At 66.0% G+C, this 25,017-nt stretch carries 23 protein-coding genes; 18 read left to right on the plus strand and 5 right to left on the minus strand.

Annotated features, from left to right (window positions below; translation table 11 throughout):
* The first annotated feature begins 22 nt into the window (after positions 1–22).
* The 7 genes from D9X30_RS22055 to D9X30_RS22085 all read left to right on the plus strand — a co-directional run bounded on the left by D9X30_RS22055 (position 23) and on the right by D9X30_RS22085 (position 7,066).
* Positions 23–1,030: a zinc-binding dehydrogenase gene (locus D9X30_RS22055; RefSeq protein ID WP_153946076.1), complete on the plus strand. Its 1,008-nt coding sequence runs from the start codon at positions 23–25 to the stop codon at positions 1,028–1,030.
* 65 nt (positions 1,031–1,095) lie between these two features.
* Positions 1,096–1,518 (plus strand): PaaI family thioesterase, encoded by a 423-nt coding sequence (locus D9X30_RS22060; RefSeq protein ID WP_153945768.1) that lies wholly within the window; start codon positions 1,096–1,098, stop codon positions 1,516–1,518.
* A gap of 6 nt (positions 1,519–1,524) precedes the next feature.
* Positions 1,525–3,063, plus strand: coding sequence for a class I adenylate-forming enzyme family protein (locus tag D9X30_RS22065; protein ID WP_153945767.1), 1,539 nt, complete (start codon positions 1,525–1,527; stop codon positions 3,061–3,063).
* Between the two features lie 44 nt (positions 3,064–3,107).
* Positions 3,108–4,196, plus strand: a complete 1,089-nt coding sequence (locus D9X30_RS22070) for an ABC transporter substrate-binding protein (RefSeq protein WP_153945766.1) — start codon at positions 3,108–3,110, stop codon at positions 4,194–4,196.
* A gap of 8 nt (positions 4,197–4,204) precedes the next feature.
* Positions 4,205–5,536: an acyl-CoA thioester hydrolase/BAAT C-terminal domain-containing protein gene (locus D9X30_RS22075; protein ID WP_228770742.1), complete on the plus strand. Its 1,332-nt coding sequence runs from the start codon at positions 4,205–4,207 to the stop codon at positions 5,534–5,536.
* On the plus strand, positions 5,533–6,291 hold the full coding sequence (locus D9X30_RS22080) for an ABC transporter ATP-binding protein (RefSeq protein WP_153945764.1): 759 nt from the start codon (positions 5,533–5,535) through the stop codon (positions 6,289–6,291). The genes D9X30_RS22075 and D9X30_RS22080 overlap by 4 nt, the downstream gene beginning before the upstream one ends.
* Positions 6,281–7,066, plus strand: coding sequence for an ABC transporter permease (locus D9X30_RS22085; RefSeq protein ID WP_153945763.1), 786 nt, complete (start codon positions 6,281–6,283; stop codon positions 7,064–7,066). Before D9X30_RS22080 ends, D9X30_RS22085 begins: the two co-directional genes overlap by 11 nt.
* Positions 7,067–7,103: 37 nt before the next feature.
* On the opposite strand, the gene D9X30_RS22090 is transcribed toward D9X30_RS22085, so the two are convergent.
* Together D9X30_RS22090 and D9X30_RS22095 are read right to left on the minus strand one after the other, a co-directional pair.
* Positions 7,104–7,895 carry a phosphate/phosphite/phosphonate ABC transporter substrate-binding protein gene (locus D9X30_RS22090; protein ID WP_153945762.1) on the minus strand — a complete coding sequence of 264 codons (792 nt, stop codon included), beginning with the start codon at positions 7,893–7,895 and terminating at the stop codon, positions 7,104–7,106.
* 22 nt (positions 7,896–7,917) lie between these two features.
* A complete protein-coding gene (locus tag D9X30_RS22095) occupies positions 7,918–8,907 on the minus strand; it encodes a fatty acid desaturase (protein WP_153945761.1) in 990 nt (329 codons plus the stop codon).
* 224 nt (positions 8,908–9,131) lie between these two features.
* Here D9X30_RS22095 and D9X30_RS29730 point away from each other — a divergent pair, with 224 nt between their 5' ends.
* The 10 genes from D9X30_RS29730 to D9X30_RS22140 all read left to right on the plus strand — a co-directional run bounded on the left by D9X30_RS29730 (position 9,132) and on the right by D9X30_RS22140 (position 18,498).
* Positions 9,132–9,257 (plus strand): hypothetical protein, encoded by a 126-nt coding sequence (locus D9X30_RS29730; protein ID WP_283780866.1) that lies wholly within the window; start codon positions 9,132–9,134, stop codon positions 9,255–9,257.
* A 147-nt stretch (positions 9,258–9,404) separates the two neighbouring features.
* The gene (locus D9X30_RS22100) at positions 9,405–10,400 is read left to right on the plus strand and encodes a tripartite tricarboxylate transporter substrate binding protein (RefSeq protein WP_153945760.1); all 996 of its coding nucleotides are present in this window, start codon (positions 9,405–9,407) and stop codon (positions 10,398–10,400) included.
* Between the two features lie 103 nt (positions 10,401–10,503).
* The gene (locus D9X30_RS22105) at positions 10,504–11,328 is read left to right on the plus strand and encodes a transporter substrate-binding domain-containing protein (RefSeq protein WP_153945759.1); all 825 of its coding nucleotides are present in this window, start codon (positions 10,504–10,506) and stop codon (positions 11,326–11,328) included.
* A gap of 13 nt (positions 11,329–11,341) precedes the next feature.
* Positions 11,342–12,220, plus strand: a complete 879-nt coding sequence (locus D9X30_RS22110) for a transporter substrate-binding domain-containing protein (RefSeq protein ID WP_153945758.1) — start codon at positions 11,342–11,344, stop codon at positions 12,218–12,220.
* Positions 12,217–13,455: an aminotransferase class I/II-fold pyridoxal phosphate-dependent enzyme gene (locus tag D9X30_RS22115; RefSeq protein ID WP_153945757.1), complete on the plus strand. Its 1,239-nt coding sequence runs from the start codon at positions 12,217–12,219 to the stop codon at positions 13,453–13,455. The genes D9X30_RS22110 and D9X30_RS22115 overlap by 4 nt, the downstream gene beginning before the upstream one ends.
* Positions 13,452–14,198 (plus strand): amino acid ABC transporter permease, encoded by a 747-nt coding sequence (locus D9X30_RS22120; protein ID WP_153945756.1) that lies wholly within the window; start codon positions 13,452–13,454, stop codon positions 14,196–14,198. The genes D9X30_RS22115 and D9X30_RS22120 overlap by 4 nt, the downstream gene beginning before the upstream one ends.
* Positions 14,188–15,000, plus strand: coding sequence for an amino acid ABC transporter permease (locus D9X30_RS22125; RefSeq protein ID WP_153945755.1), 813 nt, complete (start codon positions 14,188–14,190; stop codon positions 14,998–15,000). Before D9X30_RS22120 ends, D9X30_RS22125 begins: the two co-directional genes overlap by 11 nt.
* Positions 14,987–15,853: an amino acid ABC transporter ATP-binding protein gene (locus D9X30_RS22130; protein ID WP_153945754.1), complete on the plus strand. Its 867-nt coding sequence runs from the start codon at positions 14,987–14,989 to the stop codon at positions 15,851–15,853. Before D9X30_RS22125 ends, D9X30_RS22130 begins: the two co-directional genes overlap by 14 nt.
* Positions 15,854–15,866: 13 nt before the next feature.
* Positions 15,867–17,072, plus strand: a complete 1,206-nt coding sequence (gene metC, locus D9X30_RS22135; RefSeq protein ID WP_153945753.1) for a cystathionine beta-lyase — start codon at positions 15,867–15,869, stop codon at positions 17,070–17,072.
* A 1-nt stretch (position 17,073) separates the two neighbouring features.
* A complete protein-coding gene (locus D9X30_RS22140) occupies positions 17,074–18,498 on the plus strand; it encodes an FAD-dependent oxidoreductase (protein ID WP_153945752.1) in 1,425 nt (474 codons plus the stop codon).
* 55 nt (positions 18,499–18,553) lie between these two features.
* Here D9X30_RS22140 and D9X30_RS22145 read toward each other — a convergent pair whose 3' ends face one another.
* Complete coding sequence (locus D9X30_RS22145) at positions 18,554–20,791, minus strand: rhodanese-like domain-containing protein (protein ID WP_153945751.1); 2,238 nt, start codon at positions 20,789–20,791, stop codon at positions 18,554–18,556.
* A 214-nt stretch (positions 20,792–21,005) separates the two neighbouring features.
* On the minus strand, positions 21,006–22,784 hold the full coding sequence (locus D9X30_RS22150) for a tannase/feruloyl esterase family alpha/beta hydrolase (protein WP_153945750.1): 1,779 nt from the start codon (positions 22,782–22,784) through the stop codon (positions 21,006–21,008).
* Positions 22,785–23,127: 343 nt separating this feature from the next.
* Between D9X30_RS22150 and D9X30_RS22155 the strand changes: the two genes are divergently transcribed.
* Entirely contained in the window at positions 23,128–23,640 is a 513-nt protein-coding gene (locus tag D9X30_RS22155; RefSeq protein WP_153945749.1) for a MarR family winged helix-turn-helix transcriptional regulator, read from the plus strand.
* A gap of 152 nt (positions 23,641–23,792) precedes the next feature.
* Here D9X30_RS22155 and D9X30_RS22160 read toward each other — a convergent pair whose 3' ends face one another.
* On the minus strand, positions 23,793–24,017 hold the full coding sequence (locus D9X30_RS22160; RefSeq protein ID WP_153945748.1) for a DUF2188 domain-containing protein: 225 nt from the start codon (positions 24,015–24,017) through the stop codon (positions 23,793–23,795).
* Positions 24,018–25,017 lie beyond the last annotated feature (1,000 nt).

Consider the following 25,017-nt stretch of genomic DNA (forward strand, 5'->3'; position numbering starts at 1 on the left):
GGAACCCATCGTGACTCAATCCATGCAAGCGTTGGTGCTCGACGCACACGGCACCCTCGAAGAACAGCTGCGCGTCGTCGCTGACAAACCCGTACCGAAGGCCGACGAAGGCCACGTCGTGATCCGGGTGGGCGCGTCGTCCTTCAACTACCACGACGTCTTCACCGTGCACGGCATGCCCGGCATCAAGGTGCCGTTCCCCGTCGTGATCGGCCTGGACCTGGCCGGCACCATCACCGAACTCGGTGCCGGCGTGACGGGCTGGAAGATCGGCGACCGCGTACTGGTGAACCCGCTCAAGCCCGGCGTGGGCCTGATGGGCGAAATGACCGATGGCGGCATGGCCGAATTCGCGCGGGTGGATGCGCGCCAGCTGATTGCCCTTCCCGACAACGTCACGTTTGCGCAGGCTGCCGCGCTGCCGGTGGCCTATGGCACGGCACACCGGATGTTGATCACCCACCAGACCGTCAAGCCCGGTGACAAGGTGCTGGTGCTCGGCGCCAGCGGCGGCGTGGGAACCGCCACGGTACTGCTGGCAAAAATGCTGGGCGCCGAAGTCATTGCCGCGGCGGGCTCCGACGAGAAGGGCGAACGGCTCAAGGCGCTCGGTGCTGACCACATCATCAACTATCGCGAAGTCGACTTCGGCAAGTGGGTGATCGAGCGTTACGGCAAGCCGCAGCGCCGCACGCACGAGGGCGGCGTGGACGTCATCGTCAACTTTACGGGCGGCGATACGTGGCTGCCCTCCATCAAGAGCCTGAAGCGCGGCGGCACGCTGCTGGTGTGCGGTGCCACGGCCGGCCATGACCCCAAGGAAGACCTGCGCTACGTCTGGAGTTTCGAGCTCAACATCAAGGGCTCGAACAGCTTCTACGACGACAACCTCAAGGCCCTGCTGGCCCTGGTTGCCGAAGGCAAGCTCGATCCGGTCATCGATAGCGTGTTGCCGCTCGACCAGGCCGCCAAAGGCCTGGCGCTGATCCGGGATCGCGCCGTCCTGGGCAAGGTGGTGGTGACGCCGTAAGCCATCGCCCCTTTGCCAGAACCTGCACCCCGGACCTCGCTCCATACCGACACCGAAGACCCAACATGACCCAGACCACGACACTGCCTTCCGCCGCCGACGTACAGGCACGACTGCTGCGCGGCCCCTATCACCAATGGCTCGGCCTCCAGGTCGAATCCGTCGCCGAAGGCGAGATCACGCTGACCGCGAAGTTCCGCGACGAATGGATCGTCAACCCCGACGGCGGCTATATCCACGGCGGTATTCTGGCCGCGCTGGTGGACCTTGGCGCCGACTGGGCGCTGGTATCGCACACCGGCAAGGGTGTGCCGACGGTGGACCTGCGCGTGGACTACCATCGCCCGGCGCGCGGCGATCTGCGGGTCGTGGGCACCGTCATCAAGACCGGGCGCCTGGTGAGCGTGGCCCAGGCCAACGTGTATGACGCCGAAGACCGCCTCGTAGCCAGCGGCCGCGGCGTCTACGCCACCCCCGCGCAGGCCTGACGCATCATGGCAGCGGAAGCACACGCAGCAAGTGGCCACAGTCCGGGCCGCAACCTCGGTAGCGTCATTGCGCGCGACGCCGATCCCTCCGCGCTGGCCATCGTTGGCGTCGGTGCCAACGGCGAGGCGCTCCGGCGTACGTTTGGCGACATCGACATCGCCGCCGACGCCGTTGCACGGGGCCTGCTCGGGCGCGGTCTGGCGCAAGGCGACCGCATCGCCCTGCTTGGTGTGAATTCGGTCGACTACGTGGTGTCGCTGCTTGGCATCATGCGCGCCGGGCTGGTCGCAGTGCCAGTGAACTTCAAGCTGCCACAGCCACTGGTCGACTACATCATCGCCGATAGCGGCGCACGGCTTGTGCTGTGCGATAGGGCTCACCGGGCGGCGGTGCCGGCGGCCACGCCGGCCATCGTATTCGGGTCGCCCGAACATGCGGCCCTGAGTACGCCGGACGGCGATCCCGCCGCCTTCACGGCATACGCACCCGCCGACGAGGATCTGGCGCTGCTGCTTTACACCTCCGGCTCCACGGGGCGGCCCAAGGGTGTACGCCTGAGCCATGCCAGCCATCTCTGGGTGGTGCACGCTCGCCGGGCCGGCACACCGCTGGCCGGCGAGCGCGTGCTGATTGCCGCGCCGCTGTACCACATGAACGCGCTGGCGCTGATCCTGCTGGCACTGGCCTGCCACGCGCCATCGGTGCTGCTTCCCCAGTTCCAGGCCGCCGCCTATATCAATGCCATTGGGCGGTACCAGTGCACTTGGCTGACGGCCGTGCCGCCGATGATCGCCATGATGCTGCGCGAGCGCGCATTGCTGGATCGCACCGACCTGGGCAGCGTCCGGGCGGTGCGCATGGGGTCCGCTCCGGTCAGCCCGGCGCTGAAGGCGCAGATCCATCAGCTATTGCCCAATGCACGCGTCATCAACGCCTACGGTACCACCGAAGGCGGGCCCGTCGTGTTTGGCCCGCATCCGGACGGACTGCCCACGCCAGCGCAATCGGTCGGCTATCCGCACCCCGCCGTGGCGGTGCGGCTGATCGATGAGCAGGGTCAGGCTGCCGACGAAGGCGTGCTCGAGCTGCGCAGCCCCGGGCTCATGCTCGGTTACCACAACCGCCCGGAACTACAGCCATTCACCGAAGACGGCTACTACATCACCGGTGACGTGTTCCGCCGAGATGCGGACGGCTTCTACACCTTCGTGGGCCGGCGCGACGACATGTTCGTCAGCGGCGGCGAAAACCTCTACCCCGGCGAGATCGAAAAGGCGCTGGAGCGGCACGAGGCCGTGCAGCAGGCCAGCGTCGTACCGGTGCCTGACGAGATCAAGGGCACCAAGCCGGTGGCCTTCGTGGTGCTGCGCCCGGGCATCGCCCCGCCCACCGAACACGCGTTGCGCGAATGGTCGCTGACGCAGTTGGCCGCCTACCAGCATCCGCGCCGGATCTGGTACGTCGATGCGCTGCCACTGGCCGCCACACAGAAGATCGATCGCCGCGCGCTGGCCGATCAGGCCGTGCGCCTGCTGGTTCCGTGAAAGCGCAGCCTGACCCATCCGATTGCAATCCGCAGGAGTCAATGATGTTGTTCCGCAAGCCGCCGCGCGCCGGCGCCACCCTTGCCGCGCTAGGCACCGCCGCGCTATTCGCCACCTCGGCCCACGCGGCCGATGAAGTCACTATCGCGCTGGCCATTCCGCCCGCCGTCCACGACGGCGCGCCTTATGCGGCCGCCGAGGCGCTGGGCCTGTTCAAGGAAGCCAACCTCAGCGTCAAGACCATCGTCTTTCAGGGCGCTGGCGCCCTGCTGCCGCAGGTGGCGGGCAAGCGCGTGACGTTTGGCTATCCCACATCGGAGCCCGTCATCGCGAGCCACTTTTCGGGCAAGGACCCGCTGCCGCTGCGCTATTTCTATAACGGTGTGCCTGGCAACACGATGGAGTTCGCCGTGCTGGCCGACTCGCCGATCCGCTCGCTGGCGGATCTCAAGGGCAAGCAGATTGGCGTGGGTGCCTTGACCTGGGGGACGATCCCCGGAGGGCGTGCCGCGCTGCGCCTCGCGGGGCTGGAACCGGGCAAGAACGTCGAGTACGTCGCGGTCGGGGCGTTGGGCGCGGGGTTCCAGGCGCTGCGCACCCATCGCGTCGATGCGCTGAACTTCAACAGCAGCTGGGACGACCAGCTCGAATTGTCCGGCACCCGGATCCGGCGCATTGCCTATCCGGCTGTGTTCCAGGAGACGGCAGGCAACGGCTTCATCGCCCATGTCGACACCCTGCGCGACCAGCCCGACCTGGTGCGCCGCTTCGGCCGCGCCTACACCCAGGCCCAGATCGTCTGCGAGGCGAACCCGGCATTCTGCGTCAAGGCATTCTGGCGACAGCACCCGGAATCCCGGCCGGCGGGCGACGAAGCCAGGCAACTCGCCGAGGCGTCCGAACTGCTGACGCGCCGTCTGAAGCGCGTGCTGTACACCCCGTCTGGCGCGCCGCGCGTACCGGGGCAGTATGATCTGTCCGCCATCCAGCGCGGCATCGAAGCCATGGCCCAGGCCGGGGAGTATCCCAGCGCCGACGTGCCGCTGCAGAAGATCTTCTCGAACGACTTCGTCCCGTCCTTCAGTGACTTCGACCGCGCCGCACTGGTGCGACGCGCAAAGGCGGCCCAATGAGCCGGACATTGCACGCACGAATCGATATCGACCCGGCCGACGCGCTGGTCGATGTCCCGCGCGACATCACCCTGCGCGGATTCAATGGCGAGGAACACGTAACCCTCACCGCGACCCTGAACCATCCGGACGGCAGCCTGTGGGAAAGCCATGCGGTGCTGACTGCCGATGCCGAAGGCACGGTCACCGTCGGCGATACCGCACCGGTCAGCGGCGGCTGGATCGTTGCCGACGCTACCGCACCGGTCTGGGCCATGCGGAGGGTGCGCGCCCCGACGCGCCCGGCATGGAGCGAAGGCGTCGCGCCGCTCGACATCATGCTGACGGCAACCGGCCAATACGGCGCACAGGCAAGAGCGCAGTACACCCTGCGATTCCTGGCGCCTGGCGTCACGCATCGCCCGGTACGCGAGGCTGGCCTCAGCGGCACGCTCTACACCCCGGCGGGTCCCGGCCCCCACCCGGCCGCGCTGGTGCTCGCAGGCTCCGGCGGCGGCACGCACGATCAACGTGCCGCGCTATACGCCGCGCATGGCTATGCGGCGCTGGCCCTGGGCTATTTCAAGGCGCCGGGCCGACCCGACCATATTGACGATACGCCGCTCGAATACTTCGAAACCGCGCTGCGCTGGATGCACGAACGTCTGGCACCCCAGCACGGCTTCGTCGCGGTGTCGGGCGTGTCGCGCGGCGGCGAACTTGTCTTGTTGCTGGCGTCGCACTTTCCGGCGCTCGTGTCTGCCGTCGTGGCGTACGTGCCCAGCGCCGTGGTCCATGGGACCCTCCGCGCGGGCCGCCCGGACAAGCCGCGCGATGCCACCGCATGGACCTGGCGTGGCCAGCCGCTGCCCAATGTCTGGCGCGACAATCCGGACGCCGACTGGCACGCGTTCGACCATCCCCCCGAGCCGGGCCAGCCAATACGCCAGGCGCCCGCGTTTCATACACCGCTGCGCAATGCCCAGGCCGTGGCGCTCGCCCGCATCCCGGTGGAGCGGATCCAGGCGCCGGTGCTGCTGATTTCCGGCACCAACGACGGCTTCTGGCCATCGACGCTCTACAGCGACCAGGTGGCGGCCACACTACGCGACCGTGGCGACGGCGCGATCGTCGAGCACTTTCGCGGCGAAGGCGCCGGCCACGCGATCGGCTTGCCGCAGTTGCCAGCGACACTGATCGCCAAGCCGCACCCCGTCGCCGGGCAGCTGCTCGATGGCGGGGGCACCGCGCTGGCCAATGCCCGGGCCAGCGCCGCCTCGTGGGCGCGCGTGGTCGATTTCCTTGGCGGTGCCGTGCAGCGATCCGCTGGCCACAATGCCGGGCGGCCTACCGCATCATGAGCGCCGCCCTGTCGATACGCGGGGTGGGCCTGACTTATCCCACGCGCTCCGGGCAGACCGAGGCATTGGCCGACGTCGATGTGGACATTGGCGAAGGCGAGTTCGTCGCGCTGCTCGGCCCTTCGGGCTGCGGGAAATCCACCCTGTTGCGTCTTGCCGCCGGCCTGCTCTCGCCGACGCGTGGGCGGATCACGCTGAATGGGCACCCGGTCGACGGGCCCAGCCGCGGCACGGGCGTGGTGTTCCAGAAGCCAAGCCTGCTGCCGTGGAAGACCGTGCGCGAAAACGTGCTGCTGCCGGCGCGTACCCAGGGCCTGGACCTGTGCCGCGCGAAGGCCCGTGCCGATCAGTTGCTGGAATTGGTGGGTCTGACGACATTTGCGGGCAACTATCCGTTCGAGCTATCGGGCGGCATGCAGCAACGGGTCGGCATCGCCCGCATGCTGCTGCCGGACCCGGCCCTGCTGCTGATGGACGAACCCTTTGCGGCACTGGATGCGTTGTCGCGCGAGACCCTGACCTTCGCCCTGCAGGACATCTGGAGCGTCCAGCGCAAATCCGTGCTGTTCATCACGCACAGCATTCCGGAGGCCGTGTTCCTGGCGGACCGGATTCTGGTCATGTCGCCGCGCCCTGGCCGCATCGTGGAGTCGCTGCAAAACCCACTGGCGCGCCCGCGCAGCGTCGACACATTCGACCATCCGGACTTCACCGCCCTGACCCAGCACTTGCGGAGACACTTCAATGCCCACTGACAACGTCTTCCGGCGCCTGCCAGCACCGGTCTATCCCGCTATCAGCATCGGCCTGCTGTTGCTCGCCTGGGACCAGGCGGTGCGGTGGCTGCAGATTCCCGACTACCTGCTGCCGCCGCCAGAAGCGGTCTTCCAGTCGCTGGCGGAGGGATTTGTCACCGGCACGCTGTGGCCGCATATCGGCGCCACGCTGCTCAACACCGTTGCCGGCTTTGCGGTGGGCAGCGTCCTGGCCGTGGCGCTCGGCGCCTTGCTGGCGGAATCCGAAACCTTCGAACGCTTTGTCTACCCGCTTCTGGTGGGACTGCAGGCCACGCCCAAGGTGGCGCTGGGGCCCATCCTGCTGGTCTGGTTTGGCTTTGGTGCGGCATCGAAGATCGTGCTGGTAGCCCTGGTCTGCTTCTTTCCGCTGTTCGTCAACACGATCAACGGCATCCGGCGCACCGACCCCGAACTGCTGGAAGCATGCCGCGCGTTCAGTGCATCGCGTGGCTTCCTGCTGTGGCACGTCAAGCTGCCGGCCGCGCTGGTCGACATCTTCTCGGGCCTGCAGATCGGCGTATCGCTGGCCCTGATCGGCGCCGTGGTGGGCGAATTCCTGTCGGCGCAGCGCGGGCTCGGCTACCTGATCGCCTCGTCGTCGGTCAGCATGAGTCTTGCCACGATGTTTGCAGGCGTGCTGCTGCTCGCGGTGACTGGCCTGATTGGCGTGGAAGCCGTGCGTGGCATCCATCGGCGCGTCGTCTTCTGGCATCCCACTGCGCGCGGCCGTTAAGTGACTGCGCCGGTATCGATGGCTTGACGTTCCGACGCTATCCCAGCTGGCCGTACCCCAGCCGCTGCGCGTCCAGCGCCATGGCGGCGATTGGCAGGTACGCCGCCGCGGTCGTCCGCACGACGTCGTCCATATGAAGCCGCGTCCGCAGGTCAGCGTCATCGCGCAGCGCCTCCCGCAAGGCGACGCGCACCTGCCTGACAAGGGAAGTGCGGGCGCGCCGCGAGGCAATGAAGGGCAGCCCGGGCACCGCTCGGGTCACGCCGATCTGCCGGAGACCCGCCACCAGCGCCGGATGATGCTCCGACGCAAATGCCAGGGTCACGCAGTCGATCGCCGCGACATCGGCCCGGCCCTCTCCGACCGCGGCCAGCGATGCGAGATGCGAGCCCGTGTGCACCACGTCGCCGAAGAATCGCCCATCCCTGGCCAGCGGCGCAACGACGTGACGCAGCGCGTTCATGCCGCTGTGCGAGTCGGGGCCGTTGCACGCGGCGCGTGCGCCCCGGCAGGCTTCGATCGTCGCGGGCCCGCCGTCCGCACGCACTACGATCACACTGCGGTAGGCCTGCCGATGGCAGCCGGATACCGCAAAGCGCGGCGTGCCGATCAGCCGGACATAAGGGGCCAGCCCGTGGACCAGCGGATAGCCGCAGGTCTGCGACAGCAGCAGGTCGTCGCGGCGCCAGAAGGCGTGCAGCGCATCGGCGCCTTCGCCAGGGTCTACCGCCGCGAGCGTCACCGGCGCCCGCGCGCGCGCCAGAAACTGGCCGACGCGGTCGATCAGCAGCAGCCAATCGTCGCGCAACGGTGCAGCGACGTTGTACATGGGCAGCGCCGCCACCCAGCGTTCAGGCCTTGCCATGATCGCCCGATGTCTCGATACGAAGCGCCAGCATCCCGTCGAACCGTGGATGCACGACAGGCGCCACCGCGCGCCATGCATAACGCACCAGCCACTCGCGGTAGCCCTGGACGAAGAAGCCATCGTCGCGCGCCAGGTAGTCATGCGCCCGTCGTCGATAAACCCAGGCCAGCGCAAACCACGGTACCCCTGGCAGATCGTGATGCACAAGGTGAAAGTTGTTGTTCAGGAACAGCAGGCGCCAGCCCAGGCCGGCTTCGTTGATGACACTGCGCGACGCATCGGCTTCGGTGGCGCGATGTTCCTGAAAGGACCGGATCGCCGCCAGGGACAGCGCGGGATACGCGACGCCCGCCAGCATCAGCCAGGCCGGCATGCCGCATTCGCGCTGCAGCCACGCCAGCAGAACCGTCAGGGCGGCAAGATGCGCCGCCCACACGGGAAGATCGCGCCAGTCTCCGGACCGCACCCGGCCGATCGCGTCGCCGACGATCGACGCGATGGAGAACGCCGGCTGCAGCACGATGCGTCCGGCCATCGTGTTGCGCGCCGCATAGAGGCGACGCAAGACTCGCGGCGCGGACTGCCATGCGCCAACGTCGAGGAAGTAGCTTTCCGGATCGGCATGCGGATGCGTGAGTTCGGCCTCATGGTGCTGCAGATGCGCCCGACGGTACAGCGCATAAGGCAGGCACACCGCCAGCGGCGCCGCGCCAAGCAGCGCATTCAGCCATGGCAGACGCGTCGGATGCCCGTGCAGCAACTCGTGCTGCAGCGACAGGTACCACGTGGTGCACAACGTCAGCAAAGCACAGGCCAGCGGCAGTCCGAGCTGCCTGGCATGGGTGGCCACGCCAAACCAGGCGCCATACACGGCCAGGACCAGCAACCAGGTGGGCAGCTCGGTGCGCCACAGCCAATGCCGCGCCGCCTGCGCGAGTTCCATGCGCTGCTGATCGTCGAGGTAAGTGGTCATCGGCGCGGGTCTATGAAAGAGAGAAACGACACCGCAGCATACGGGCGCCAGTGCACGCTCAGGAACGAACGATTGCCGATAACGATATGTGCCGCGCCCGCTTCGCGTCACATGCGCTGGGCGCCGGCGACATTCACCGGATTTGCATAGTCGGATTACTTCGTTGACGTACCGGACGTCTGCCTCCACAACATGGTTGGTCGACCATCACGGAGACCCTTGCCATGACCGATCTGCTCGACTGGTTCACGGCCATCTGCGCGGTGGTGCTGGTCTACGCCGCGCTGCGCCATCCGCTGTACCCGCCCCACAAGGACAGCGAACCCTCGAAGCGTCAGCCGCGCCGTTGACCGCGCAAGTCCGTCGCGCATATCGAAGTACGAAAAGATTTGTTCGTATCGGGCGATGCACTCCATAAGCTGACTGATCCGCGACATTGCGCGATTCCTGCCGACATCGTGTCGGCAGGCGTGTCCGGACTCATACCTGCATCCATCATGCTGCGCCGCAGACTGCTCGACTCGTTGAAACTCGCCCTGGCCGCCTTTGCCTACGCCGCCTGCGCCACGCCGTCCATCGCTAACACGCCGGTCGATGGATTCCCGAACCGGACCGTGCGCATCATCGTGCCGGTGGCCGCCGGCGGCAGCGCGGACAAGCTGGCCCGCACGCTGGCGCAGAAGCTCAGCGAGCGGTGGCACCAAAGCGTGGTCGTCGAGAACGTGTCGGGCGCCAGCGGCACGATTGGCGCAGGCCAGGTGGCCCGCGCCACGCCGGATGGCTATACGCTGCTGCTCGGCGGCGAAGGCGTGACGCTGAATGCGTCGCTGTTCAAGCGACTGCCCTACGATACGCGCCATGCATTCCGTGGGGTAACCAAGGCCGTGGTCAGTCCACAGGTGCTGGTGGTCCGGCCCGATCTGGGCGTGAAGACCTTTGGCGAATACCTGGCCCTCGCAAAGCGCAAGCCAGGCGAGATTGCGCTGGGACTGCCGGGCAATGGCGGTATCGCCCATGTCGCGCATGAAATGCTGTCGCGCCAGCTCGGCATCGAGGTCAACTACATTCCCTATCCCGGCGGTGGTCCCGCGACGCTCGACCTGCTGGGCGGCCATATCGATGGCACGCTGATCACGCTGGCCGCCGTCACCGACTATGTGCGCAACGGCCGCCTGACCGCACTCGCCGTCACCACCCCCTATCGTTCGAAGGCGCTGCCGCAAGTGCCCACCATGGCCGAGGCCGGCGCGTCCGGCTTCGCCGTAGAAAGCTGGCAGGGCCTGCTGGCCCCGGCCGGTACGCCAACCGACGTGGTGGAGCGTATCAATCGCGATGCCACGGCCGTGCTGGCGCAGCCGGGCACCCGACAGCAACTCGAAGACGCCGGCTTCGTCGTGGTGGCGTCATCGGCGCAGGCACTCGACGACACGCTATCGAAAGACCTGCCGCGTTACGCGGCGGTCATCGCCTCGGCGGGTATCAAACTGAACTAGCTGCAGCGCGACGCCCCCCACTCTTTCCACGGCAAAACTGCCCTTGCCGTGCAGCGATGCCTTTTCAGGGCATCGCCTGCCTGGCGCCAACTTCATCTGCCCCATGACATCCGCCTACACCCTGCGCGCCATTGCCGCGCTCGCACTCACACTCATCGCCACCCAGCCGGCACGCGCCGACGCCACGCTCGACAAGATCAAGCAGCGCGGCAAGGTTGCCATCGGCGTGCTGGTCAACGGCGGCCCATTTGGATCGATCGATCCGGCCACCCAGCAACTGGTCGGCTGGAACCCCGAACTCGCCCGTGACCTGGCCAAACGCCTCGGGGTGGAAGCCGAACTCGTGCAGGTCAACCCGTCCAACCGCGTGCAGTTCCTGCAAGCTGGCAAGGTGGACCTGCTGATTGCCTCGATGGAATACAACCCCGATCGCGGCGAACTGCTGTCCTACGCACCCACGCCGTTCTACCGCGTCGGCGGCACCGCGGCAGTGCTCAAGACCAGCGGCATCCATCAGTGGGAAGACCTGCGCGGCAAGACCGTATGCGCGTCGCAGGGCAGCAGCTTCGTGAAGCCCCTGCAGGAGCAGTATGGCGCGCAGGTGCGTGGCTTCAAGACGGCATCCGAATCCCTGCTGGCATTGCGCGGCGGCCAATGCGTGGCGGCCGTGCATGACGCCACGTTGATCCATCCGCTGCTGCGCTCCAATGCCGAGTGGGCCAGCTATGCCGCTCCGATCGCAACCGAGATCCTGCCAGCGCCGTCGGTGGTCTGGGCCCGCAAGGGTGAAACGGATACGGTGGCCGCCGTAGACAAGGTCGTGCAGGAATGGCATCGCAGCGGGTGGTTGATCGGCACCGAAAAGCGGCTGGGCATCACGCCGCCACAGCCGCTGCTGCCCGAGCTGCAGGCGAAATTCAAGAGCTGAGGGCAGGCGCGCGATGAACAGGTACCTCGTATCGGCCGCCCTGCTGCTGGCCGGGTTCGCCACGGCCCATACCGCCTGGGCCGACGCCACGCTCGAAAAGATTCGCCAGCGCGGCAAGCTGTCGGTTGGCATCGACGGCCCCAGCCCGCCGTTCGGCATCCTCGATACCGCTACCGGAAAGACTGGCGGCTACCAGACGGAACTCGCGGCCGACCTGGCGCGCCGCCTTGGCGTGCAACTGGAAACCGTGCCGGTGACGGCTTCCACGCGTGTGCAGTTCCTGCAGGCGGGCAAGGTCGACCTGCTGGTGGCAAACATTCAATGGACGCAGGAGCGCAGCGAGATCCTGAGCTTCGCCCCGACGCCTTACGACCTGGTCGGCGGCGCGGCCATGGTGTCCAGGCAAAGCGGCATCCAACGCTGGGAAGACCTGCGCGGCAAGGTGGCCTGCGTCTCCCAGGGCAGCAACTTCGCCAAGCCGCTGGCCGAGCGGTACGGCGCCATCGTCAAGGGCCTGCGTGGCATCCCGGAATCGTTGCTGGCGCTCAAGGGCGGCACGTGCGCGGCATCGGTGCATATCCAGCCGGCGCTGTACCAGACGCTGAACGGACCGAACAAGGCGGAATGGACCGCGTTCACGCTGGCCACCGAAGACCAGCTGATCCCGTCGCCAACCGTCGTATGGACGCGTCGCGGCGAGCAGGACACGGTGGCATTCGTCGACAAGGCGATCCGCGACTGGCACCGCACGGGCTTCCTGCTCAGCCAGGCCAGCAAGTTTGGCGTGCCGGACGGGGCCTACATCCGGCCCGCACGCGATCGCGCCAAACAGGGCAAGTTCGACGTGGCACCACAGGACTTCGCCGTCTTCACGGAGAGCCGGAAGCCATGACCACACCATCCATCACGCTGTCCCAGCGTGCCCGCCGCGTGCGCCTGTCGCCGATTGCCGCCGCCGGGCAGCGTGCCGCCGCGCTGATCCGCCAAGGTCGCGACGTGCTGACGCTCACCGCCGGCGAACCCGAATTCGACACGCCGCCTGCCATCCAGCAGGCGGCCATCGCGGCCATGGCACGCGGGGAAACACGCTATACACCGACGCCGGGCACCGAAGTGCTGCGTCGCGCGGTAGCCGAACGCTTCAACGCGGACCATGCCATCGGCGTCGCGCCGGCCGAAGTGTTTATCGGCAGCGGCGGCAAGCAGGTCATCTTCAACGCATTCGCGGCCACGCTCGATGGCGGTGACGAAGTCATCGTGCCTGCACCTTACTGGTCTTCGTTTCCGGACATCGTGCGCGTCAACGACGGCAGTCCCGTCATCGTGCCGTGCGACCAGCAGAGCGGATTCAAACTGACGGCCGGCGCACTGGCGTCCGCCATCACGCCGCGTACGCGCTGGGTCATCCTCAACTCGCCGTCCAATCCCACCGGCGCGGTGTACACGGAGGACGAACTGCTGTCGCTGGCCAAGGTACTGCGCGCGCATCCGCAGGTACTGGTCCTGCTCGACGAGATCTACGACCAGATCCGCTTCGTCCCGCCTGCGCGGCACTGGCTGGCGCTGGCACCAGACCTGCGCGCCAGATCGCTGATCCTCAACGGCGCATCGAAGACCTATGCGATGACCGGCTGGCGCATCGGCTGGGGCATCGCACCGGCCGAACTGGTGCAGGCGATGACAGCGATCCAGTCGCAGGTCTCTTCGGGTGCCAATTCGATCGGGCAGGCCGCCGCCGCGGCGGCGCTGCTGGCCAACGACCGGGCTTTCGTCGAGCAGGCCCGCGACGCCTATGCGCGCCGGGCCACGTTGACCGTCGCGGCGATCAACCGCGTTCCCGGGCTACGCCTGTTGCCGCCCGACGGGGCCTTCTTCGCCTACATCCATTGCGGCGGACTGATCGGACAGGTACGGCCCGACGGCCAGGTGCTGGCCACCGACAGCGATGTGGTGGACTGGCTGCTGGACAGCGCGGGCGTTGCGGTGGTGGAAGGCGCCGCCTATGGGTTGTCGCCGTACTTCCGCCTGTCGTTCGCCGCTGCGGACAACGTGCTTGAAGCGGCGTTGCAGCGCATTGCGCAGGCCGTCGCCACACTCAGCCCCGCGTCGGCCGAGGCGCAGCCATGATCGACGCCTGGATCGTTTCCGGAATCGCCGCGCTGAAGCCGCTGGGCCTGAACTACGCCTTCGTTCTGGACACTACCGAGCGCACTGCGTTCCTGCATGGACTGGTCGTCACGCTGCAACTGTGCGTGCTGACGATTTCGTGCAGCCTGCTGGCGGGCGCCGCGCTGGCGGCCATGCTCACCTCCGGCAACAAGGCGCTGGCTACGCCAGCACGCGCATTCGTCGAGCTGACCCGCAACACGCCCACGCTGGTGCAGCTCTATTGCGGATTTCTCGTGCTGAACATGCTGATCACCCAGCATCTGAGCAGCCTGGGCAGCAGCAACCCGCTGACGCCGTTCTTCTGGGTGGTGGCCGTCGTGTCGCTGCACAAGGCGGTGTTTCATGCCGAGGCCCTGCGCGCCGGCATCGAGGCCGTCCCGCACGTCACGCTGGAGGCCGCACGCTCGCTGGGATTCTCGCGGCGGCAACTGCTGCTGCAGGTAGAACTGCCGCTGGCCGTCCGTTTCGCGCTGCCGGCGCTGGTCAACAACCTCGTCGACCTGGTCAAGATGACGGCCGTCGCGTCGGCCATCGCCGTGGGCGATGTCACGTATGAATCGATCATGATCTGGACCCAGCGCGACAACGTGCTGGAATTGCTCTTGTTGATCCTGGCGTTCTTCGGCGTCCTGACCTGGCTGGTCAGCCGCACGGGCCGCTGGCTGGAACTGCGTTTGAGGATGCCCGGCTATGGCCAGTAACCCGCTTGCCCTGCCCTCGCGCCCCGCGCCGCCCTCCGTCAGGCATGCCCTTGCCAGCCCCTGGGTGCTGGCGGCGTTGTGCGTGCTGGCCGTCGTCGGCTTCTGGAACGCCACAGGCAGCACGCCTGCCGCGTTCCGCAACCTGTGGACGTGGTCGCCGGCGCTGCTGCGTGGCATGTGGGCAAACATCGAAATCAGCGTCCTGGCGATGGCGCTCGGCACACTCGCCGGCCTGGTGATCGGCGCGCTGTCCCTGTCCACCCATCGCGGGATACGCTACCTGGCACGACTATGGGTGCAGGCGTTCCGCAACGCCCCGATCCTGGTGCTTGTGTACTTCACCACCTATGTGTTTCCGTTCGAGCTTCACATTGGCCAGTGGACGGTGCCGTTTCCCGACTGGATCAAGGTCGTGCTGGGGCTTGCCCTGCCTGCCAGCGCCAACGTGGCCGAGATATTCCGGGGCGCGATCCAGTCGATTCCGAGCGCGCAATGGGAGGCTGCCCAGTCGCTGGCGTTCCGGCGCAGCCAGATTTTCCGGCTGATCGTGCTCCCGCAGTGTCTGCGGCGCATGTTGCCACCGTGGATGAACCTTTACGCCAGCATCACCATGAGCACGTCGCTGGCCTCGCTGGTTGGCGTGCACGACGTGGTCGATACCGCCCAGGTGGCCAGCAATACCGTGGCCCGCACCGACTTCACGGTGCTGGTCTATTTCACGCTGCTGGCCCTGTTCTTTGCCTATTGCTATCCGATCGCGCGCGCCACGCGTGCGCTGGAGCGTCGCCATGACCGCCACTGATTCCTTTCTGCGCAACCGCCAGCCGCAGGCGTCCGCCGACTCGCCCGCCAGACCGCTGGTCGCACTGCACGACGTGCACCTGACCTTCGGCGACAACACCGTGCTCAAGGGTATCGATGTCGAGGTGCGGCGCGGCGAGGCCGTGACCATCATCGGGCCATCCGGTTCTGGCAAGAGCACGATCCTGCGGTGCATCACCGGGCTGCTCCGCCCGCAACAGGGGCAGATCCGCGTTGGCGACACCGCCGTGGAAACGCTCCGCACCGAAGACGAACTGATTGCCCTGCGCAAGCGCGTGGGCTTTGTCTTCCAGCAATACAACCTGTTTCCGCACCTGACCGTACTGGAGAACCTGGTGATCGCCCCCACCCGGGTAATCGGCCGCAGCCGGCGTGAGGCCGAGCAGGAAGCGCGTGCGCTGCTGGGCAAAGTGCGGCTGGCCGACAAGGCGCACGCGTATCCGGGCGAACTGTCGGGCGGTCAGCAGCAACGCGTGGCGATTGCCCGGGCGCTGGCGATGCGGCCCGAGCTGATCCTGTTCGACGAGGTGACGTCGGCGCTCGACCCCGAAACGGTCGGCGAAGTGCTGACCGTGATCCGCGAACTCGTGGAAGACGGCATGACGTGCGTGCTGGTCACCCACGAGATGCGATTTGCCGCCGAGATCAGCGATCACATCTACTTCACCGAAGCAGGCCGAATCGTCGAGCATGGGCCGCCCGAGCAGATCTTCGGCAACCCCAGCCACGAGCGCACGCGAGCCTTCCTGCGCCGGGCGCTGGGCGCCATTCCGCGGCTGCCTGCCGAATTCAACGCCGCGTTCGCACCGGCACCCGCACCCACCGAAGGCTGACCAGGACCATTCCATGAGCGAGAATCCCACGGACGGCATCCACACACGGCTGCTGCATGCTGGCGCGCCACGACTGCAGGATGGCGCCGGCCCCGTCAACGTTCCCGTGGTGCGCACCAGCACCGTCCGCTTCGAGGCCGTCGAGACGCTGGCCGACCGCCATCACCGCCGCTCGCATGGCGAGCGGATTGCCACCTATGGGCGTCACGGCCTCGACACCCATGAGGCGCTGGAAGACGCGTTATGCACCCTGGAAGGCGGGCATCGTGCCTTCCTGGCGCCCTCCGGGCTGTCGGCCATCACACTGGTGCTGCTGGCGCTGCTCGGCCCCGGCGACCATGCGCTGGTTTCCGACACGGTCTATGCGCCGCTTCGCCGGGTCGACCAGACGCTGTTGCAGCGGCTTGGCGTGGAAGTCCAGTATTTCTCGCCCGCACATGACGACCTCGATACGCTGATTCGCTCCACCACACGGCTCTTGTATCTGGAGTCGCCAGGCTCCCTGCTGTTCGATGTTCTCGACTTGCCCGCGCTGACGGCCATTGCACGCGCCAAAGGCGTGCCGGTCGCCATCGACAACACGTGGAGCGGCGGCTGGTTCCTGCAGCCTTTGCGCCTGGGCGCCAATCTTTCGATCCAGGCGGCGACCAAGTACATCGCAGGCCACTCCGACGTCATGCAGGGCGCCGTCGTGGTGGACAGCCCGGCGCTGGCCGAGCGCATCGCGACCACACACGAGGCGCTGGGCCTTACCGTCGGCGCAGACGACGCCTATCTGGCGCTGCGCGGGCTCCGCACGCTGCCCGTACGGCTGGCACAGCACCAGCGCAACGCGACAGAGGTGGCGCAATGGCTGCAGCAGCAGCCGCTGGTGTCCCGCACCTTCTATCCCGCGCTGCCCGACGACCCCGGTCACACGCTGTGGAAGCGCGATTTCACGGGTGCCAGCGGGCTGGTGTCATTTGCCCTGCGCACCAGCGACCACGCCGCAGCCGGCCGGTTCGTCAACGCCCTGCGGCTGTTTTCGATCGGCGCCTCGTGGGGCGGCTACGAGAGCCTGGCGCTGGTGGCGCCCCCCGAACGGCTCAACGCGTCGCGTAGCTGGCAGGAACATGGGAACAACGCGCCGGTCATCCGCCTGCATGTCGGCCTGGAGGACCCACGCGACCTGATTGCGGATCTGCACCAAGCCTTCCAACGCACCATCGCCCAGGACTGACATGAGCGACATCGACCAATTCGCGCGGGACACGCTGCGGCTGCTGGGCCCGGCTCCCGACAACTGGGTGCCTCAACGCGACGGCATCGACCATAACGTCGTGATCGTCGGGGGCGGCCAGGGCGGCACTGCCATCGCCCATGCACTGCGGCGGGCGGGCATCGGCGAGGTTTCCGTGATCGACGCTGCGGCAGACCCTTCCGGCACCGGCGTCTGGCTAACCCGCGCACGCATGCACAAGCTGCGCACGCTGAAATCGCTGGTAGGACCGGAACTTGGCATCACCGCGCTGGGCTTCCAGCAATGGTTCGAGGCCCGCCACGGCCGCGAGGCCTTCGCGGCACTAGACCGCATTGCGCGCGCCGACTGGGCCGCCTATATCGACTGGTTCCGCGACTTCCTCGATATCGAGGTCCGCCATGGCACGCGCCTCGTCGATATCGCGCCGTACGAGGACGCCGGCGTACAGGCGCTGCGGCTGACGCTGGAAGTCGGCGGTGCGAGGCACGTCGAGACGACGCGCAAGCTTGTCCTGGCCAACGGCGTAGCCGGCAACGGTGCGCCATCCGTGCCCGCCTATCTGCAGGCAGCGGTTCAGGCGGGGCTCGCCGCGCATACGGCCGATGCTATCGACTTTGCGGCGCTACGCGGCAAGACGGTGGCCGTGATCGGTGCGGCCGCTTCGGCCTTCGACGCGGCGGCAGTGGCGCTGGAAGCTGGTGCGCAGGCGGTGCGGCTGTTCTCCCGGCGCGATCACATCGCGGCCCGGGCCGTGGCCAAGCCACGCATGTACCCCGGCTTCTTCGAGAACTACGCCAGCCTGTCCGATGCGCAGCGCTGGCAGCACGCGGTACGCTACCGCCGCGCGGGCTCGACGCCTCCGGCAGATGCCGTCAAGCGCGCCACTGCCCATGCGAACTTCCACCTGCATCTATCCTCGCCGTGGCAGGCTGCCACGCTGCGCGACGGCAGCGTCGAAGCCCATGTGGCAGACCGGACATTCGTGTTCGACTTCGTGATCGCCGGCACGGGATACACCACCGACCCTGCGGACCGCGCCGAACTGGCCAGCATCGCCCCATGGATTGCTCGCTGGCGCGACCGGTACGAGCCGCTGCCGGGCGAGCGCGATGACGCGCTTGGCGCTTCGCCCTATCTGGGCTCTGGCCTGGAATACACCGAAAAGCACCGCGGTGCCGCGCCATGGCTCGGTGCGATCCACGTGTTCAATCCAGCCGGCTATGTCAGCACTGGCGTTCCGTTGGGCGATATCCCGAGCATGCGGCGTGATATCCCGCGGATCGTATCGCGCGTGAGCCAGGATCTGTTCACCGCCGACCTTGCATTGCACCAGGCCCGCGCGCTTGCCGAGGTGTCGCCTGATTTCGGGCCGGACTTGTACGCACATGCCGTCTGGCACGGCTGAACGAAACGGGGGGCCGTGACGCCCCCTGTCGTGCCGGTTGTTGCGACCGTTCCGCTTAGCCTGCCGCCCCGGCGGCCCCGATCAACCGGAAGCCGATATCGCCCTCGCGCCCGAGCTGTTCCACCAGATTGACCTCCCAGTCGAGATACGCCTGAAAGCCGGCATTGCGCTGGGCCACGTCGGCATGCTGATACGGGCTGAACCAGTAGTCGTCGTCACCGGTCAGCACCCGCTCGGCACCCGTGCCCACCGGTAGACCCGCAGCCGCCCAGACCTGCGTGCCGCCAGTCACGTAGCGGACATCGCGGCCCGTACGCGCGGCCAGTTCCGAAGCCACCACGCGTGCGAGCACCCCATCCGAAGAGGTGATCAGAATGGCGTGCTCGGCCGGAATGTCGGCGATCAGCCCTTCGAGCCGGTCAGGGACGGCGAAGTATGCTCCCGCCGCATGACGCTTCTCGTAAGCTGACCTTCGCTCCACGTCGAACAGCCTTGCCGTGCCGGAGGCCAGCTGCTGCGCGGCCTGCTGTGATGACACCGACGCAGCGGCCGGACGCGATGCCAGCACATGGACGGGCTCCGGGCCCGTCACGAGCGCCGCATCGGCGGACGGTGCGTAGACGAACACCTCATGCCCGCCAAGCTGCGCCAGCCAGGCAGCCGTCGTCAGCGCGCGCACGCCGTCGAAGTCCGCCAGCACGATGCGGGCACGACGCGTGGCCAGATACTCGTCGGTGGCCTGCACCAGTTGGCCGCCGGGCGCCCAGCGCCAGCCGGGCAGATGGCCCGACTCATACTCGCTGCGCGTGCGCACGTCGAAACGGTACAGGGTATGCGTCTGCGATGCGGCTTCCAATTGCTGCAGGCCAGCGGCATCGATCCGGCGCGCCCCCGCCTGCGCTGCCACATTCTCCGCGCGGTTTCGTACCACATCGAGCGTGGCAGCCGACGGTTCCGGCAACGGTGTCACGCGCCCGTGCGCCAGCGTTCGGCCTGACAGCAGCCAGGCCATGGTGCCGTCCTTGAGCGACGCCACCGGGTTGGGAATGCCCGCATCGATCAGCGTCTGCGCGCCCACGATGCTGCGGGTGCGGCCTGCGCAATTGACCACCACGAGCGTGCCAGGGTTCGGCGCCAGTTCACCAATCCGGTAGACCAGTTCGGCGCCCGGCAAGCTGTGCGCGAACGGCAGGCTGAAATCTGCAAACTCTTCCGGGGTGCGGCTATCCACCACGACAATGTCTTCGCCCTTTTCAATACGGCGATGCAGTTCGTCGGCATCGATCCACGGCGTGTGTTTCTCGTGCTCGATGATCTCGCCAAAGGCCTTGCTCGGTACGTTACTGCCGGTGAACAGTTCGTTGCCCGTTGCCACCCAGGCCGCCACACCACCCTGCAACACCGACACATTGCCCCAGCCAAGCCGCACCAGCTTTGCCGCGGCCTGGTGCGCGAGCGCATCGGCATCGTCGCCGCTGTCGAGCAGGACGATGCGCGTATCGCGTCTCGGTACCAGCCGATGGATCAGCAGTTCCAGCCGCCACAGTGGCGCGGAAGCTGCCAGCAACGGATGGCCCTTGGCATGGACACCCGTCTCGCGCACGTCGAGCAGCGCGATTTCCTGTCCGTCCGCCAGCGCAGCCTTCAGCGTGGCGACGTCGGTTACCGGCGCCGCCAGCCGGCGCGGCGGCCCGAAGTGGCGATAGCTGCCGCCGGCCTTGCTCTCGAACACCACGCGGGCCGCTAGCCGATCCAGTGCGAGGCCATAAAAATGCAGATGCAGCCCGTTTTCCTCACCGAGGAGCTCGATGGTATGCACATCGTCGGGCAACAGCGTGACCGAGGAGCCCGCCACGACATCGGATTCCCCGATTTCGACCAGCTTGTCGCGCGCCGGGTCGTCCGTCGCCTCCCGCACATAGAAGTTGTTGCGCTCGCGGCCGGTGATACCGGCGATGATCGCCCATGTGGTGTGGTCGTGCGGCGGCTGTGCCTTGCCTGGGAGGCCAGCCGAGACATACAGCGCAAACCGGCCGTCGAGATCCTCGGCCAGCCTGTATACCTGCGCGGGGTTCGTGGCCGACACCGGAAAGTGAGCGTCAGGAAACAATTCCCGTTGCTGGCCCAGCCCTTCCAGCGCCCTCGCCACCGGCTCAAGCACGGACTTGTCCGTCACGTCGGCATTGCCGAGCAATTGGCGCGTCTCGGCGATAAACTGGGCCACCGCCCGGTGGCGGCGGCTGGCGATGTCGGTTCCTGAGGCGGCAGCGTGAAGTAACTCGGATGCGGTCATAGCGAAGGCCCAATGGGTCATGAGTCGGATGGGAACAAGCTACCGACTCTAGGGGCTACCGCTCATCCCAGGAACTAACAAACTCGCACATTGTTATGCGCGAATGGCGTATATCCGCGACGGATTCGACCGGCGCTCGCGAAACAGGCAGATGGCGCCGTGGCGCGTATGGCAGGAGAGGTCTGCATGATGGCACCCTGCCATACGCGGCCGTTCAACTGCAGCGGAAGCTGGCGGCGTCGTTGATGTCGCCCGTGCCGTTGTATCGTGCCGTCTTCGGATACGGGCAGAGCGGGCGCGTCCGGTCAACGGTGCCAGTGGTCCAAGCTGCCGGAACATCGCCGTTAGGTGCCGCGTTCGAACTGCCACGCGCCGTGGCAATGACACTCTCCGGTGCCTTGCCTTGCTCTACCCAGGTCACAAGCGGCGTCAGGATGTCAAACTGATCGGCAGTAGGACCGCCGGAGCAGTGGTTCATTCCGGCAATTGGGAAATAGCGTGCGAAATCGCCCGCGTCACCGCTGTTGGCTGCCATCAGCCTCTCATACCAGTCAGTGGTGTCATTCGAAGAAAACACCGGGTCGCTGGTGCCGTGGTACACGATCAGCTTCGCGCCGCGATTCTTCAGCACTGACAAGTTGGTCTCATCGGGTGGCGTCATGAATGACCAGGCCGACTCCGTGTACGTACCGTCGCTGGCAAAGATCTTCGGTGCGTCGGTGTCCATGCTGAAGTTCAGCGCAAACGCCTTGAGCGCGCTGGCGGTCGACGCCGGCTGCGGCGGCGTCGTGAAAACGAACGCCAAGGTGGCTGGGTCGAGCGAAATCGATGCGCTTTGCTTCCACTGGGCCCAGCCTGCGCTGCTGATACCCGCATCAAACGGGAAGCTGGCGTACAGCGCCTGGCCCGCGCTGTTGCGTGCGCCGGCGAACAGGTTGCTCAGTGCCGTCTTCTGCGAGGCGGTCAGGCAGGTTCCATCACGGGTCGTACCCGCGCAGGTCGGCACGTCGTTGCTCAGGCTGAACTGGGACTGGCATGCCTTGAGGTTCTGCACCATACCGTCTGTCGCACCGTCCAGCGCATCGCACTTCGCCAGCACGCGACTGGAGATCAACGCGCGCTCCGCGGCCGACAGCGCAGTGGTGATATCGGGAAGGCCATCCGTGCCCGTCGTGGAAACCGTCGCCAATTGCTGCGCGCCGTAGACCTCGCCAATTGCGGCCTTCGGCAGATGGAAGCCGGGGTCGCCCGCCACGATGCCGTCGTACTCCTTGGCCATGCGTGCCGCGGCGACCATCGCATGGCGTCCGCCATTGGAGCATCCACCAAAGTAGCTGCGATCGGGATCCTTGCCGTAGGACTGGGAGATCAACGCCTTGGCCATCGGTGTCAGTGTTGCGACGGTGTTATAGCCATAATCAAGCCGGGCTTGCGGATCGATCCCAAACAGGGGATTCTGGCTACCGGTGTGCCCGGCATCGGAGCTGATGACGGCAAAGCCCATCGCAAGTGCGCCGGTCTGGGGCCCGCCGCCCAGTACACCTTGCGCCTGGTTGACGCTGCCATCCAGACCACCGTTGGCCTGGTAGTAGAACCTGCCGTTCCAGACCTTGGGCAGACGCATCTCGAAGCCCATGGCGTAGGCTTTACCATCGACAGGACTGGTGCGCGCCTTCATATTGCCCACAATCAGGCAATGCTCTGCCACGCTAGTGGCCCCTGTCTTGATCGCGCCAGCGGCAACTGTAGTGACCGCTGTAATGGACGTGTCCTGGAATGCCAGCTTGCTGGCAAGGCTTTCACATGTGGCGGACAACGTCGTGCCCACTGCCGGACCTAGCACCGGTAATCCCGATGCCGGTGCCGGGGTCGAAGCGGTGGGTGGCGCCGATGCGGTGCGGGTGCCGGCGTCGTCGCTGCCACCGCATCCCGCCAAAGGGACGAGCGCGATCGCGGTGGCCAGCAAGGCGCCACCGGTAAGTTGTTGAGGCATGGTGTCTCCCGTTTAGTTTTATGTCATGGCCCAGGGGGCCAGGTGCTGGCAACGACGGCCTGGCCGTCGTCGCTGTAAAGTGCTTCCACTACTGCAAGGAGATGAGCAAGCGCCGTTCGTACGGCCGGTGCGCCCAGGACCGCGCGATCACGCGACTCTGCGGCCGGTCCGGCTAATCGCCTGCGTTCGGCTTCGATCCCTCCCTGTTCATGCTGCGCCAGCCCTACGGAAATCGTCTAATCAATATAATTTCAGGTAGCCTGATATAGCAAGTAGATTATCATTGGTGCGCGTAAACCCCTAACAAGCAACATTCACTTTGCCAAGACCCCCGGGCAGGACGATGGCTACCAAGACAAAAGAGATAACGAAAACCAGGTCGGCGAGACAAGCCGCTGCGGCATCGGCGCAAACTCTTGAGCCGGCAGCGGCACCGCCATTGGCGCCCACGCGGTTGCCTTATCTGATCGGGCGCACGGACCGCATCGTCAAACGCCGTCTCACCGAAGCGTTGGCACCGCACGGCATCACGCTTCCGCTGTTCACTGCCATGTCCGTGCTACAGGCGAGGGGCAGCCTTTCGAATGCGCAGCTGGCTGAGCGATCGTTTATGTCGCCGCAGTCCGCCAACGAGATCGTGAAAACGATGGAGGCAAAAGGGTGGGTGGTGCGCGAGCCCGATCCCGCGCATGGACGTATCGTGAACTTGAGCCTCACGGCAAGCGCACAAAAGCTCCTGATCCGCTGCGACGATTCAGTGAAGAAGCTGGAAGCCGAGATGCTGGAAGGTATCGACGCGGAAAACGTCGCCCTGCTGCAGACCTTGCTGGTGACTTGCGCACGAAACTTGCGCTAGACAAAACGCCTCGCCGGTGGCGTTCAGCCTGCCGTTCCTGCGGCAGATGCCACTGCTTGACGGCGGTGTCCGCCCGAATGCGAGCACTCGATCAGCAGCATCGGGGAAAGCTGGACCTGCGTCGGCGCGGGCGCCGGGCGCAGCATGGCTGCTTAGCCTTTGATGTTGCGCGGATCGTTGCCGAAGGAATTTCGCTCACGGATCTGGCCGTCGCGGCCGTGGATCAGCAACTCGACCTTGTCCCGCCTTGCACGCTCAGTGCCCACCTTGATGGCTTCCTCCTGGGTTTCAAAGAGCTCCGCCGGGCCAGCCGAACCTTCGACTTCGACTGCCCAGCCGTCCGCCTGTGTGGGCACCACATGAATGTCCGCGGCCATGGTGGTCTCCTAAATAGTTTGGTGACAGTCTGAATACGGCAATCCGCGGCGGGTACGCGGCCCATCGTGCGGAAAAGCTGGATCTGTTCTGTGATTCGCCGGCGGGTGTCAACGATGGCGACGCGCGACGGAGGAATTAACCGGGTCAAACGCGCGTCACCATTCTCTTCAGCGTAGGGGATTGTGTCGCCCCTACCCTGGGATGGAAATATCTTAACTGGAAATTAGTTTCAACATGGCGTTATACCGGGCTCACTTTCCGAAAAGTGCACCGCTTAGCCGCATATTGTCATTCATCGCATATTCACCAACGTGATGCGCAATCAAAGTTGATGATTATTGAAAATCGATATCGTTTTCGACATTAATGGGGGCGAGGGAAAAGGCTGGAATATGAAATTGCAATAGATTCCGATATCAATATTGAAACATATTTGGGCCGATGTTTCCGTCTCAGCCAGATGGTGGAGAGCCTCATCCAAAATAATGGCTGACTGAAAAAATAACTGTCTGGTCAGATACACAAGTGAGATTGCAGTATCAATCTGTTGAATACAGGCGGCAACTAATTTTCTGGCGCCTAACGTAGATTGTGCAACGGGTGCTAGTGGCCCGACATTTTGGGGTGAAGGGGCCAGCGTCTTCGGTACATTTCCGCATTTAAAGGGCCCCGAACCGACATATCGATTTGATTGTCACGGTCCGGTCACATTTAGATGCCTTACCGCGCACATTAACGAGGCAAAGTGCACACTGGCCGCGTGGCTTTTGTCACTTTTCGAGAATCGCGCGCCGACCCCATTCGCCGGTGTTTCAAGGTTGCAACCATTCGAGGGGGCGGCTTACGCCGTGTGGCGGGGTTGTTTGCTGGAATCCCAAATAATCTCTGCGATGATCGGTGGCTGGCATAACCATCGCTCTGTCTTTAATTCCAAATCGCTACCGCCGCCAAAAGACGAACCGTGCGAGAAGAAAAGCGACATGCAGCGTGGAAAGCGGT

It is taken from the genome of Cupriavidus sp. U2, assembly GCF_009663685.2.
Taxonomy (GTDB): Bacteria; Pseudomonadota; Gammaproteobacteria; order Burkholderiales; family Burkholderiaceae; genus Cupriavidus; species Cupriavidus necator_C.

Bases quoted from the DNA above. Each gene is read 5' to 3' on its own strand.
- D9X30_RS22055 (WP_153946076.1), top strand. From the start codon at position 23: ATGCAAGCGTTGGTGCTCGACGCACACGGCACCCTCGAAGAACAGCTG.
- D9X30_RS22060 (WP_153945768.1), top strand. From the start codon at position 1,096: ATGACCCAGACCACGACACTGCCTTCCGCCGCCGACGTACAGGCACGA.
- D9X30_RS22065 (WP_153945767.1), top strand. From the start codon at position 1,525: ATGGCAGCGGAAGCACACGCAGCAAGTGGCCACAGTCCGGGCCGCAAC.
- D9X30_RS22070 (WP_153945766.1), top strand. From the start codon at position 3,108: ATGTTGTTCCGCAAGCCGCCGCGCGCCGGCGCCACCCTTGCCGCGCTA.
- D9X30_RS22080 (WP_153945764.1), top strand. From the start codon at position 5,533: ATGAGCGCCGCCCTGTCGATACGCGGGGTGGGCCTGACTTATCCCACG.
- D9X30_RS22085 (WP_153945763.1), top strand. From the start codon at position 6,281: ATGCCCACTGACAACGTCTTCCGGCGCCTGCCAGCACCGGTCTATCCC.
- D9X30_RS22090 (WP_153945762.1), bottom strand. From the start codon at position 7,895: ATGTACAACGTCGCTGCACCGTTGCGCGACGATTGGCTGCTGCTGATC.
- D9X30_RS22095 (WP_153945761.1), bottom strand. From the start codon at position 8,907: ATGACCACTTACCTCGACGATCAGCAGCGCATGGAACTCGCGCAGGCG.
- D9X30_RS29730 (WP_283780866.1), top strand. From the start codon at position 9,132: ATGACCGATCTGCTCGACTGGTTCACGGCCATCTGCGCGGTGGTGCTG.
- D9X30_RS22100 (WP_153945760.1), top strand. From the start codon at position 9,405: ATGCTGCGCCGCAGACTGCTCGACTCGTTGAAACTCGCCCTGGCCGCC.
- D9X30_RS22105 (WP_153945759.1), top strand. From the start codon at position 10,504: ATGACATCCGCCTACACCCTGCGCGCCATTGCCGCGCTCGCACTCACA.
- D9X30_RS22110 (WP_153945758.1), top strand. From the start codon at position 11,342: ATGAACAGGTACCTCGTATCGGCCGCCCTGCTGCTGGCCGGGTTCGCC.
- D9X30_RS22115 (WP_153945757.1), top strand. From the start codon at position 12,217: ATGACCACACCATCCATCACGCTGTCCCAGCGTGCCCGCCGCGTGCGC.
- D9X30_RS22120 (WP_153945756.1), top strand. From the start codon at position 13,452: ATGATCGACGCCTGGATCGTTTCCGGAATCGCCGCGCTGAAGCCGCTG.
- D9X30_RS22125 (WP_153945755.1), top strand. From the start codon at position 14,188: ATGGCCAGTAACCCGCTTGCCCTGCCCTCGCGCCCCGCGCCGCCCTCC.
- D9X30_RS22130 (WP_153945754.1), top strand. From the start codon at position 14,987: ATGACCGCCACTGATTCCTTTCTGCGCAACCGCCAGCCGCAGGCGTCC.
- metC (WP_153945753.1), top strand. From the start codon at position 15,867: ATGAGCGAGAATCCCACGGACGGCATCCACACACGGCTGCTGCATGCT.
- D9X30_RS22140 (WP_153945752.1), top strand. From the start codon at position 17,074: ATGAGCGACATCGACCAATTCGCGCGGGACACGCTGCGGCTGCTGGGC.
- D9X30_RS22145 (WP_153945751.1), bottom strand. From the start codon at position 20,791: ATGACCGCATCCGAGTTACTTCACGCTGCCGCCTCAGGAACCGACATC.
- D9X30_RS22150 (WP_153945750.1), bottom strand. From the start codon at position 22,784: ATGCCTCAACAACTTACCGGTGGCGCCTTGCTGGCCACCGCGATCGCG.
- D9X30_RS22155 (WP_153945749.1), top strand. From the start codon at position 23,128: ATGGCTACCAAGACAAAAGAGATAACGAAAACCAGGTCGGCGAGACAA.
- D9X30_RS22160 (WP_153945748.1), bottom strand. From the start codon at position 24,017: ATGGCCGCGGACATTCATGTGGTGCCCACACAGGCGGACGGCTGGGCA.